This window comes from Methylomarinovum tepidoasis (assembly GCF_030294985.1).
GTDB classification, from domain to species: Bacteria; Pseudomonadota; Gammaproteobacteria; order Methylococcales; family Methylothermaceae; genus Methylohalobius; species Methylohalobius tepidoasis.
Genome location: NZ_AP024718.1, coordinates 1,264,947 through 1,276,228 on the forward strand (window position 1 = coordinate 1,264,947; position 11,282 = coordinate 1,276,228).

Below are 11,282 nucleotides of genomic sequence, written 5' to 3' on the forward strand. Positions count from 1 at the left end.
CTTACGTGCCGTATGTGAGCCGAACAGGGAGGTTCGGTTCCCCCAGATTGCCTGAAAGCCGCATTACAATTTGCGGTAAATCTCCGCTCCCTGCTGCAGAAATTCCTTGGATTTCTCCTTCATCCCGATTTCGATCTCCTGTTCGGCGTAGTCGCGCACTTCCTGGCTGATTTTCATGGAGCAGAAGTGCGGCCCGCACATGGAGCAGAAGTGGGCCACCTTGGCCGACTGTTGGGGCAGGGTTTCGTCGTGGAATTCCTGGGCCTTTTCCGGGTCGAGGCTGAGGTTGAACTGGTCCAGCCAGCGGAACTCGAAGCGGGCCTTGGACAGGGCGTTGTCGCGGTACTGGGCCGCAGGATGCCCCTTGGCCAGATCGGCGGCGTGGGCGGCGATCTTGTAGGTGACGATGCCTTCGCGCACGTCCTCCTTGTCCGGCAGCCCCAGGTGCTCCTTGGGGGTGACGTAGCAGAGCATGGCGGTGCCGTACCAGCCGATGTTGGTGGCACCGATGGCGGAGGTGATGTGGTCGTAGCCGGGAGCGATGTCGGTCACCAGCGGCCCCAGGGTGTAGAAGGGGGCCTCGTAACATTCGGCCAGTTCCTTGTCCACGTTCTCTTTCACCAGGTGCAGGGGCACGTGGCCGGGCCCCTCTATCATCACCTGGACGTCGTGCTTCCAGGCGATCCGGGTCAGTTCCCCCAGGGTTTTGAGCTCGGCGAACTGGGCCTCGTCGTTGGCGTCGGCGATGGAGCCGGGGCGCAGGCCGTCACCGAGGGAGAAGGCCACATCGTACGCCTTCATGATCTCGCAGATTTCCTCGAAGTGGGTGTAGAGGAAGCTTTCCTTGTGGTGGGCCAGGCACCACTTGGCCATGATCGAGCCGCCGCGGGAAACGATGCCGGTGACCCGATTGGCGGTCAGCGGAATGTAGGCCAGGCGCACGCCGGCGTGGATGGTGAAGTAGTCCACCCCCTGTTCGGCCTGTTCGATCAGGGTGTCGCGGAAGATTTCCCAGGTCAGCTCTTCGGCCTTGCCGTCCACCTTCTCCAGGGCCTGGTAAATGGGGACGGTGCCGACGGGAACCGGCGAGTTGCGGAGGATCCACTCACGGGTTTCGTGGATGTGCTTGCCGGTGGACAGGTCCATCACCGTGTCGGCGCCCCAGCGGATCGCCCACAGCATTTTCTCCACTTCCTCCTCGATGTCGGACACCACCGGCGAGTTGCCCAGGTTGGCGTTGACCTTGACCAGGAAGTTGCGGCCGATGATCATCGGCTCCGATTCGGGGTGGTTGACGTTGGCGGGGATGATGGCGCGCCCTGCGGCCACTTCCTGGCGCACGAATTCCGGGGTGATTTCCTCCGGCAGGTGGGCGCCCAAGGGCTGGCCCGGGTGGATGCGCTGGCCGTAGGCTTCCTTCATGGCCTGGAGGTTCTGGTTCTCGCGCAGGGCGATGAATTCCATCTCCGGGGTGATGATGCCGCGGCGGGCGTAATGCAGTTGGGTGACGTTGGCCCCGCGTTTGGCGCGGCGCGGGCGGCGCGGATCGGGAAAGCGCAGGTGGGCGGTGGCCGGATCGTCGAGGCGCTTGCGGCCGTATTCCGAGGTGAGTTTCGGCAGCGCTTCGGTGTCGCCGCGTTCCTCGATCCAGCGGGCCCGAAGCGGCGGCAGTCCTTTGGTCAGATCGACCTCGACTTCAGGATCGGTGTAGGGGCCGGAGGTGTCGTAGACGTACACTGGCGGATTCGCCACCGGCCCCTGACTGGTCTGGGTCGGGGACTGATCGATGCGGCGCAGCGGTACCCGGATATCCGGACGGCTGCCCTCGAGGTAGATCTTGGTGGAGGCGGGGAAGGGCTTGATGGCGGCCTTCTTGGCCTGGACGTTCTGCAGGAACTGTTCGGGAATCGCGTTCATGGGTCTCTCCACAGCGGGAGGCGCAGGGACAGACCCGGGCTTCCCTACGCCGGTATTAACCGGAATCAGGTTCGAAGGGTCTCTCTCAGCACCGCTCCCGGGCCCGAGCGGTGCACCCCTAGCCCATGATGCAAAACTATCCCATCGCCAGGGGTAATGCAAGCTTGGCAGGTGGGTCAGCTCACCCGCTGACACCATTGCCTTGCAACCCACGCCTGACCTGTATTAGCGCCTGGTCCAGCTGGGCCGTGTCGTTGTGAAAATGCGGCGAGAAACGGATGCCCCCGCCCCGCAGGGCGCAGATCACCTTCTGGCGGCGCAACTGTTCGAAAAGCTGCGCCGGATCGTCCCGCCGGGGGCAGAAGGTGACGATGCCGGCGTGGCGGTCCGGCGGGGTGAGCAGTTCCAGATCCGGGTCGGCCTGGATGCGTTCGATCAGCCAGGCGGCGTTGGCCAGCACCTGGCGTTCCACCGTTTCCATGCCGGTTTCCTGCAGCAGCGCCAGGCTGGCCTCCAGGCCGAAGATACCGAGCATGTTGGGGCTGCCGCATTCGAAACGGCGGGCGCTTGTGGCCGGCTGCCAGTCGCGGCGGTCGTAGTCGCCGGCGTGTTCCACCATGTGCCAGCCGTATTCCAGCAGTTGCAGGCGGTCACGGGCTTTGGGCGTGGTATAGAACAGCCCCAGCCCTTCCGGAGCCAGCAGCCATTTGTGGCCGTCGGCCATGACGAAATCGGCCTGCCAGGCCTGGACGTCCGCCCGCAGGGCGCCCAGGCTCTGGATGGCGTCGACGCAGAACAGGAGGCCGCGCCGGCGGCAGAATTCGCCGATGCGTTCCAGATCCATGCGCCGCCCCGTGGCGTACTGCACCGAGCTGACGGTGATCAGGCGGGTGCGGCGGTCCACCAAGTCGAACAGGGCGTCCTCCGCAGGTTTGCCGGCGGCAAGATCGGCCTGGCGCAGTTCCACCCCCCGATCCCGCAGCGCCTCCCAGGGGATGCGGTTGGAGGGAAATTCCTCGTTGCTGGTGACCACGTTGTCGCCGTCATGCCAGTCCAGTCCCATGGCGACGAAGGAAATGGCCTCGGAGGTGTTTTTCACCAGGGCGATGTCGTCGCTGGAGGGGGCGTTGAGAAGCGCCCGGATCCGTTTCCTGAGGCGCTTTTCCACCGCCAGCCAGCGGGGATAGTCCACCGCTCCCCAACGAGCATTTTCGGCCGCGAAGGTGCTGACGGCTTGTTTCGTAGCGCGCGGCCAAGGTCCCACGCCGGCGTGGTTGAGGTAGATCAGGTCCGGTTCAAGTTCGAAGGCCGGGTGGCTCATGCCAGCCTCCGGCCGGGGCGGCGGTGATTTTCGGTGCGCCAGGGACGGTTGGCGAGGACGAAGGCCAGGGCCAGGTTCGCCAGCAGCCAGTCGCGGCCGATGAGGATCAGCGCCACCCAGGAATAGCCGCCGTAAGGTTCGGTGATGTCCTGATACAGATCGCCGGCGAGAATCACCAGCAGCACCAGGGGGACGAAGAACTTGATCAGCCCGTCCCAGTAAGCCCCGAGGTGGACCGAGGAGATCCGGTTGACGTGCTCGCGCAGCAGCGGCAGCCGGAAGCACCAGCCGATGACGAGGCACTCCAGCACCCCTACCAGTACCAGACCGTAGTGGGTCAGGAAATGATCGACGATGTCGAGCCACAGCAGGCCGGCGCGGGTGGCAAAGACGATGGAGCCGAGGAAGCCGAGGATACAGACGACGGTCACCAGTGGCCCCCGCGGGGCGCCGAACTTGTCCGCCACCGCGGAAATGAAGGCCTCGATGATCGACACCGCCGACGACAGCCCCGCCACCACCAGACACAGGAAGAACACCGCCCCGAACAGGTTGCCGCCGGGCATCAGCGACATCGCCTTGGGATAGGCGACGAAGGCCAGGCCGATGCTCTTGGTCACCACCTCGGCGAGTGGTTTGCCCTCGGCGCTGGCCATGAAGCCGAGCACGGCGAACACGGCGATGCCGGCGAACAGGGAGTAGCCGCAGTTGATGAAGGCGGTCAGCAGGGCGTTGCCGGTGATCTCGGCCTTGTCGGGCAGGTAGCTGGCATAGGCGATCATGATGCCGAAGCCCAGGCTCAGGGTGAAGAAGATCTGGCTGTAGGCGTCGATCCACACCTTGGGGTTGGCGAGCTTGGAAAAGTCGGGGGTGACGTAGGCTTTCAGGCCGGTCAGGGCCCCGTCCAGGGTCAGGGACCAGAACACCAGGACGGCGGTCAGCCCCAGCAGGGTGGGCATGAGGATCTTGCTGGCCAGTTCGATGCCCCGTTGCACGCCCCGATAGACGATCCACCAGCTTGAGAACCAGACGGCGATCAGGCCGTAGAGGATGGGGGTGCGGATCTCGCCCAGGTCCGCAGGAGAGTCGGACACCTGTAGGAAGCGTTTGAAGAAAAAGGCGTTGGGATTGTCCCCCCAGGCGAGACGGAAACTGTAGAAGAAATAATCCAGACACCAGGCGATCACCACGCTATAGTACAGCATGATGCCGAACAGGGTCAGGCATACCGCCCACCAACCGAGCCATTCCCAGCGCCGGCCGATCTTGGCGTAGGCCAGGGGAGCCGAGCCGATGCGCTCGTGGCCGATGGCGTATTCCAGGATCAGCAGTGGGATGCCGGCGGTCAGCAGCGCGGTGAGGTAGGGAATCAGGAAGGCGCCGCCGCCGTGCTCGTAAGCCAGATAGCTGAAGCGCCAGATGTTGCCCAGGCCGATGGCCGATCCTACCGCCGCCATCAGAAAGCCCCATTCGCTCTTCCACTGTTCCCGCGCCATGACCTTTCCTTATCGTTCAAAATTTGAAACTTTACGGGAAAAGCTGTTGTCCGATCAAGCAGTTGACTTGGAAAAACCGCAGGCGTACAGTGCCGGTGTTGACCTTTCCAGAGGTAAGACCGATGTACGAGTTCTTCGAGGCTTTCAACACCTATGCCGCCACCCATCCGGAAGTCCTCAAGGTCATGCACGTGCTGTTCTGGCTGCGCTGGTGGCTGTTCGTCGCCCTGATCGGCGCCTTCATCTATCTGATGTGGGCCGACCGCCGCCGCTATCTGGCCGAGCAGCGCCGCAAGGAGGTGCTGCTTGGACGGGAGCCGGCATCCGGGCGTAGTCGTTTCATCGCTTGAAATCTCCCAAAACGTCCCCATAGGAAAGCGACGGCCCGCATGCGGGCCGTTGTCGTTCGACTGTGGAGGAAACGGACAGAATCATGAGCGAAACCCTGCAGAATCCGGAAACCATTGGCTTTCAGGCCGAAGCCCGTCAGGTTCTGGACCTGATGATCCATTCCCTGTACAGCAATAAGGAAGTCTTTCTGCGCGAGCTGATTTCCAACGCCGCCGATGCGGCCGAAAAGCTGCGCTTCCTGGCTTTGGGCGACGAAGGGCTGTACGAGGGCGACAGCGACCTGAAGATCTGGATCGACGTCGACAAGAACGCCCGCACCCTGACGGTGCGCGACAATGGCATCGGCATGACCCGTCAGGAGGTCATCGACCACATCGGCACCATTGCCCGTTCCGGCACCCGCAAGTTCCTGGAGTCGCTCACCGGCGACCAGGCCAAGGACAGCCAGCTCATCGGCCAGTTCGGGGTCGGGTTCTACTCCGCCTTCATCGTCGCCGACCGGGTGACCCTGGAGACCCGCAAGGCCGGGGTGCCGGCGGAGGAGGGGGTGCGCTGGGAATCCGACGGCCAGGGGGAATACCGGATCGCCACCGTCACCCGGCCGCGGAGGGGAACGGCGGTGACCCTGCACCTGCGCGAGGGGGAGGACGAGTTTCTCGATCCGGTGCGCCTGCGCCAGCTGATCCGCAAGTTCTCCGACCACATCCCCATCCCCATCGTCATGAAGAAGGAAAACGGCGATGGCGAGGAGGTGGTCAACAAGGCCTCGGCGCTGTGGACTCGCCCCCGCGACGAGATCCGCCCGGACGAGTACGAGGAATTCTACAAGCACGTGGCCCACGATTTCGAAGGGCCGTTGGCCTGGCTCCACAGCCGGGTGGAAGGCGCCAGCGACGAATACACCCTGCTGCTTTACCTTCCCAGGCGCGCCCCTTTCGACCTGTGGGACCGCGAGCCCGCCCACGGGGTGAAGCTGTACGTGCGCCGGGTTTTCATCATGGAAGATCCCAAGCTGATGCCGCGCTACCTGCGTTTCGTCCGCGGCATCATCGATTCCGACAGCCTGCCCCTCAACGTTTCCCGCGAGATCCTGCAGGAGAACCGGGCCCTGGAGCGGATCCGCGCCGGGGCGGTGAAGAAGGTCCTGGGGCTTTTGGAGGATCTGGCCAAGAACGAGCCGGACAAGTACCGTACCTTCTGGGAGCAGTTCGGCACCGTGCTGAAAGAGGGGGTCATCGAGGACCCGAAGCACCGCGACCGCATCGCCAGGCTGCTGCGCTTCGCCTCCACCCGGGACGAGGGCGGAGAAATTTCCCTGGCCGACTACGTGGCGCGGATGAAGGAGGGCCAGGAAAAGATCTACTACTTGGTGGCGGAGAACGAGCAGGCGGCCAGAAACAGCCCCCATCTGGAAGTGTTCCGCCACAAGGGCATCGAGGTACTGCTGCTGTGGGAGCCGGTGGACGAGTGGCTGGTGGCCCATCTGACCGAGTTCGAGGGCAAACCGCTGCAGTCGGTGGCCAAGGGCGAGCTGGATCTGGGGCGGCTGGCCGACGACAACGAGAAAAAGGCTCAGGAAATGGTGGCCCAGGCGTTTCAGGACGCCCTGGACAAAATCCGCAAGGCCCTGGCCGGGCGGGTGGCCGACGTCAAGCTCAGCCGGCGCCTGACCGACTCGCCCGCCTGTCTGGTGTTGGATGCCTACGGGCTGAGCCGGCGGATGGAAAGCATCCTGAAGGCTTCGGGGCAGTTGGTGCCCGGGAGCTCCAAGCCGATTCTGGAGATCAATCCCAAACACCCACTGGTCGAACGCCTGCGGGATGAGCGCGACTCAAAACGTTTCGACGATCTGAGCCATTTGCTGTACGATCAGGCGGTGCTGGCCGAAGGCGGCCAGCTCGAAGATCCCGCGGCCTTCGTGCGGCGCTTCAACGCCCTGTTGCAGGAGGCCCTGGGACAAAAACAAGCATAGACGACGGAAGAGGAGGTGAACCATGTTGAAACTGCAACCCAATGTCGGCCGCAAGGACCGGCTGATCCGCATCATCGCCGGCGTGGCCATCGCCGGTGCCGGTCTGTATTTCAAGCAGTGGTGGGGGATACTCGGCCTGATCCCCATCGCCACTGCGGTGCTGCGTTGGTGCCCGGCCTACGTGCCCTTGAACATGGACACCCGCGAACCGGACGAGAAGCAGGAGGAAGGCGCCGGCTGAGGGGCGGCGGTGGCCAGGGAAGGCCGCCGTTTTGAAATAGCGCTTGCATAGGACGAAAAAATCCATAAAATAACCTGCACCTCAGGCGCGTAGCTCAGTGGGAGAGCACTGCCTTCACACGGCAGGGGTCGGCAGTTCAATCCTGCCCGCGCCTACCATTTCCCTCCTGTTTTCTCCCATTCCTTCCCAGGATTCGCCATGACCGATCCATCCAAGATCGACCTGACACCCTCCCCCCTGCGCCGCATCCTCTGGTCCCTGGTCATGATCGCCTTGATCGCCGGCACGGGTTACGTGCTGTGGCGGGCCTATCAGCTCAAACAGGCGGCGGTGCTGGAAGAGGAAGAAGGAGCGGCGATCAAGCAATATCCTGCGGCGCCCGGAGCGGAGTCCCCGGATCAGACGCCGCAGGAAGAAGCCAGCGGGGATGAGGGCGCCGACGAGTTCGTCGCCCGCGCCGACACCACGGTGGAATTCTCCCCGCCGCCGACGGCGATCGAGGCCAGCGACGCCTGGCTCAGAACCGAACTTCCCAAGGTCAACCGCAATCCCCGGTTCCATCAGTGGCTGGCGGAAACCAACGACCTGCTGCGCAAGGCGGTGCTGCTGGTCAGCGAAGTCTCCCAAGGCAAGGTGCCGCGCAAGGCTTTCGCCTTCTGGGCGCCCGAAGAACCTTTCCGCGCCCGGGAAACGGGTGACGGGCAATATGTGATCGATCCGGCCGGCTATCACCGTTACGATTTGCTGGCGGCCGCCGTGGAAGCTTTCGACATGGATCTGCTGTGGCGCCTGTACCAGCTCGCCAAGCCGCTGGTGGACCGGGTCTATGCCGAATTCGCGCCTCCGGGCAGCCGTTTCGAAGATACCCTGCTGAAGGCCGCCGAGCATCTGCTGCAGACGCCTCAGCCACGCGGCGAGATCCGGCTGGTCAAGCCTTCGGTGATGTACAAGTTCGCTGACCCAAAGCTGGAAGGCTTAAGTCCGGCGCAGAAGCAACTGCTGCGGATGGGGCCGGTGAATGCCGCCATCGTCAAGCATCAGCTGGGTCTGCTGCGGGGATTGCTCTTGGCGGGCAGGACATAAACGCTATGCACCGAGGATGGGCCAAACGCCTCATCCTCGGCGCAATTTCAATCGCTACGGCTTCAGCACCTCGGGCCCGATGGCCTCGGCGATGGCCTGATCGACGTTCTCCAGCCAGACGAAGCGCAGTTTCTCCTGTGCTTCCTCGGGGATGTCCTCCCACTCTTTCTTGTTGCGGGCCGGCAGCATCACGGTTTCGATGCCGGCCTGCAGCGCCGCCAGCACCTTCTCCTTGATGCCGCCCACCGGCAGCACCAGTCCGCGCAGGCTGATTTCGCCGGTCATGGCCACGTCCGGACGCACCGGCTTGTCGGTGAACAGCGAAACCAGGGCGACGAAGATCGCCACCCCCGCGCTGGGGCCGTCCTTGGGCGTGGCGCCGGCGGGAACGTGGACGTGGACGTCGCATTCACCGAACACCTTGGGGTCGATCCCCAGCCTGTCGCTGCGGGCCTTGACCAGGGTCAGGGCGGCCTGGGCGCTTTCCTTCATCACGTCGCCCAGGTGGCCGGTGAGGATCAGCTTGCCGTTGCCCGGGGTTTTGGTGGCTTCGATGAAGAGGATGTCACCGCCGACCGGAGTCCAGGCCAGGCCGGTGGCCACCCCCGGCACGCTGGTGCGCATCGCCACCTCGTTCTCGTAACGGGGCGGTCCGAGGATCTTCTGGATGTCGTCGGCATCGATGCGGATGTGGTCCGCCTTGCCCTCGGCGATCTGCACCGCGGCCCAGCGGAACACCGCGCCGATCTCCCGCTCCAGATTGCGCACCCCGGCCTCGCGGGTGTAATGGCGGATGATGGCGCGGATGGCCTCGGCGGTGATTTCCACTTGCTCCGGCTTCAGCCCGCAGGCCTCCAGCTGGCGTCTGACCAGGTAGCGGCGGGCGATGTGGAGCTTGTCGGTTTCGGTGTAGCCCGGAATCTCGATGAGCTCCATGCGGTCGAGCAGCGGCCGCGGGATGGTGTCGAGCACGTTGGCGGTGCAGATGAACATCACCTTGCTGAGGTCGAAGGGCACGCCCAGGTAGTTGTCCACGAAGCTGGCGTTCTGCTCGGGATCGAGCACCTCGAGCAGGGCGGCGGCCGGATCGCCGTGGAAGGCTCCCATGCCGAGCTTGTCGATCTCGTCGAGCATCATCACGCAGTTCCTGGCGCCGGCCTTGCGGATCGCCTGGATGATCTTGCCGGGCATGGCGCCGATGTAGGTGCGGCGGTGGCCGCGGATTTCGGCCTCGTCGTGGACGCCCCCCAGGGCGACGCGCACGAACTTGCGCCCGGTGGCCTTGGCGATGGACTGGCCCAGGGAAGTCTTGCCGACGCCCGGAGGGCCCACGAAGCACAGGATCGGCCCCTTGCCCTGGGGATTGAGCTTGCGCACCGCCAGATATTCGAGGATGCGGCGTTTGACCTTCTCCAGGTCGTGATGGTCCTCGTCGAGGATGCGCCGGGCTTCCTCGATGTCGAGCTTCTCCTCGGTCTCCTTCGACCATGGCAGCTCGATGAGCCACTCCAGATAGGTGCGCAGCATGCCGTATTCGGCCTGGGATTCGTGCATCCGCTCCAGGCGCTTGAGCTCCTTGAGGGCGTGTTCCTTGACCTCTTCGGGCATGCCGGCCTCTTCGATGGCTTGGCGCAATTCCTCGATGTCGGCGCCTTCCTCCTCCTCGCCCAGTTCCTTCTGGATGGTCTTGAGCTGTTCGCGCAGCAGATATTCGCGCTGGCGCTCGTCCATGGTCTTTTTGGTGCGCTCGGAAATCTCCTTCGACAGCTTCAACACCTCCAGACGGTGCGCGACGTGGTCGAGGAGCTTGTCGAGGCGCTCGGCGACGTCGAGGGTCTCCAGCAGCTTTTGCTTTTCTTCGGCTTCGATGTCGATGAAGGCGGCGATCATGTCCGCCAGCATCGCCGGGTCGGTGATCTGCTGGACCGCGTTGACCAGCTCCGAGGGCGCCTGGGGCATCAGTTCCAGCAGTTCGCCGATCAGCTCCTTGAGGCGCACCATGCGCGCCTCCACCTCCGGCCGCTGGCTTTCCTCCGCCTCCGTGGACGCGATCGGTTCGATTTCTGCCACCAGGAAGGGGTAGCCCTCCTTGAATTCCTTGACCCGGAAGCGTTCCTCCCCCTGCACCACGATGTGGTGGGTGCCGTCGGGGCCGGTGACGTAACGCAGGATGGTGGCGGTGGTGCCGACGGGATACAGGTCGCTGGGCATCGGGTTGTCGATGCCGGGGTCCTTCTGCAGCAGCAGCCCCACCGGCTGTTCCGCCTTGAGCGCCTGCTGGGCCGCGGCGATGGATCGGTCGCGGCCGATGCTCAACGGGATGATGACCCCGGGAAACAGCACCACGTTGCGCACCGGAATGATGGGAACGGTACCCTCGGGCAGTTGGAGCGGGGCTTTTTCGGTGTTCTGGTTCTGCGTTTCGCTCATAAGCGTATTCCTTACGTCAGTTTACGGAATCCGAGCCTCAGGCAGCCGTGGCGAAAGCTGGATTCGGCCAGCTCGTAGCGCCCGGGCGGCAGATGAATGCGGCGTTCGAAGCGGCCGTAGGGAATCTCCAGCCGGTGAATTTGCAGGGTGTCGGGGGTCACCGGTGGTGGCCGGTGGCCGCTGATCCGTACCATGCCGCCTTCCAGCAGCACTTCCACCTCCTCGGCAGGGACGCCGGGGAGCACCACGTTGATGTGGAGCACATCGAAGGTTTCGACGATGTCCACCGGGGGCTCCCAGGCCGGCAACCGGGCTCCGGAGCGCTGGACCTGAAACAACAGCCGGTTGAAGCGCTCGGCCTTTTCCAGCATTTCGATGGCTTGCAGCCACATCCATTCGAGCGGGTCGGATCGTTGCATCGAAATCCCTCTTGGTTGGTCGTCGTGTGGGCGGTGGGCCACCCTGGTAAAA

9 protein-coding genes, 1 tRNA gene and 1 riboswitch are annotated in these 11,282 nt (G+C 64.1%); of the genes, 5 read left to right on the forward strand and 5 right to left on the reverse strand.

All coding sequences use genetic code 11. The features are described from left to right. Positions 1-63 precede the first annotated feature (63 nt). The 3 genes from thiC to MIN45_RS06430 form a co-directional block, all read right to left on the reverse strand. Complete coding sequence (thiC, locus tag MIN45_RS06420; protein WP_286291063.1) at positions 64-1,917, reverse strand: phosphomethylpyrimidine synthase ThiC; 1,854 nt, start codon at positions 1,915-1,917, stop codon at positions 64-66. Between the two features lie 24 nt (positions 1,918-1,941). Continuing rightward, positions 1,942-2,047: riboswitch (TPP riboswitch) on the reverse strand. A gap of 51 nt (positions 2,048-2,098) precedes the next feature. Then, positions 2,099-3,238 carry an aminotransferase class V-fold PLP-dependent enzyme gene (locus MIN45_RS06425; protein ID WP_286291064.1) on the reverse strand — a complete coding sequence of 380 codons (1,140 nt, stop codon included), beginning with the start codon at positions 3,236-3,238 and terminating at the stop codon, positions 2,099-2,101. Further along, positions 3,235-4,734: a sodium-dependent transporter gene (locus MIN45_RS06430; RefSeq protein ID WP_286291066.1), complete on the reverse strand. Its 1,500-nt coding sequence runs from the start codon at positions 4,732-4,734 to the stop codon at positions 3,235-3,237. Before MIN45_RS06430 ends, MIN45_RS06425 begins: the two co-directional genes overlap by 4 nt. Positions 4,735-4,856: 122 nt before the next feature. On the opposite strand from MIN45_RS06430, the gene MIN45_RS06435 reads away from it, so the two are divergent. The 5 genes from MIN45_RS06435 to MIN45_RS06455 all read left to right on the forward strand — a co-directional run bounded on the left by MIN45_RS06435 (position 4,857) and on the right by MIN45_RS06455 (position 8,381). Further along, positions 4,857-5,084 carry a hypothetical protein gene (locus tag MIN45_RS06435; protein WP_286291067.1) on the forward strand — a complete coding sequence of 76 codons (228 nt, stop codon included), beginning with the start codon at positions 4,857-4,859 and terminating at the stop codon, positions 5,082-5,084. A gap of 83 nt (positions 5,085-5,167) precedes the next feature. Continuing rightward, positions 5,168-7,057 carry a molecular chaperone HtpG gene (gene htpG / locus MIN45_RS06440; protein WP_286291068.1) on the forward strand — a complete coding sequence of 630 codons (1,890 nt, stop codon included), beginning with the start codon at positions 5,168-5,170 and terminating at the stop codon, positions 7,055-7,057. A gap of 22 nt (positions 7,058-7,079) precedes the next feature. After that, positions 7,080-7,298, forward strand: coding sequence for a YgaP family membrane protein (locus tag MIN45_RS06445; RefSeq protein ID WP_286291069.1), 219 nt, complete (start codon positions 7,080-7,082; stop codon positions 7,296-7,298). An 83-nt stretch (positions 7,299-7,381) separates the two neighbouring features. Then, a tRNA-Val gene (locus tag MIN45_RS06450) sits at positions 7,382-7,456 on the forward strand. A 40-nt stretch (positions 7,457-7,496) separates the two neighbouring features. Continuing rightward, complete coding sequence (locus MIN45_RS06455) at positions 7,497-8,381, forward strand: DUF3014 domain-containing protein (protein WP_286291071.1); 885 nt, start codon at positions 7,497-7,499, stop codon at positions 8,379-8,381. Between the two features lie 54 nt (positions 8,382-8,435). Here the strand turns inward: MIN45_RS06455 and lon are convergent, their stop codons facing one another. Together lon and MIN45_RS06465 are read right to left on the reverse strand one after the other, a co-directional pair. Continuing rightward, positions 8,436-10,811, reverse strand: coding sequence for an endopeptidase La (lon, locus tag MIN45_RS06460; RefSeq protein ID WP_286291072.1), 2,376 nt, complete (start codon positions 10,809-10,811; stop codon positions 8,436-8,438). Between the two features lie 11 nt (positions 10,812-10,822). After that, entirely contained in the window at positions 10,823-11,230 is a 408-nt protein-coding gene (locus tag MIN45_RS06465; protein WP_286291073.1) for an Hsp20/alpha crystallin family protein, read from the reverse strand. Between the last annotated feature and the right edge of the window lie 52 nt (positions 11,231-11,282).

Coding starts and splice junctions, on each gene's coding strand:
- thiC (WP_286291063.1), bottom strand. CDS start 1,917: ATGAACGCGATTCCCGAACAGTTCCTGCAGAACGTCCAGGCCAAGAAG.
- MIN45_RS06425 (WP_286291064.1), bottom strand. CDS start 3,238: ATGAGCCACCCGGCCTTCGAACTTGAACCGGACCTGATCTACCTCAAC.
- MIN45_RS06430 (WP_286291066.1), bottom strand. CDS start 4,734: ATGGCGCGGGAACAGTGGAAGAGCGAATGGGGCTTTCTGATGGCGGCG.
- MIN45_RS06435 (WP_286291067.1), top strand. CDS start 4,857: ATGTACGAGTTCTTCGAGGCTTTCAACACCTATGCCGCCACCCATCCG.
- htpG (WP_286291068.1), top strand. CDS start 5,168: ATGAGCGAAACCCTGCAGAATCCGGAAACCATTGGCTTTCAGGCCGAA.
- MIN45_RS06445 (WP_286291069.1), top strand. CDS start 7,080: ATGTTGAAACTGCAACCCAATGTCGGCCGCAAGGACCGGCTGATCCGC.
- MIN45_RS06455 (WP_286291071.1), top strand. CDS start 7,497: ATGACCGATCCATCCAAGATCGACCTGACACCCTCCCCCCTGCGCCGC.
- lon (WP_286291072.1), bottom strand. CDS start 10,811: ATGAGCGAAACGCAGAACCAGAACACCGAAAAAGCCCCGCTCCAACTG.
- MIN45_RS06465 (WP_286291073.1), bottom strand. CDS start 11,230: ATGCAACGATCCGACCCGCTCGAATGGATGTGGCTGCAAGCCATCGAA.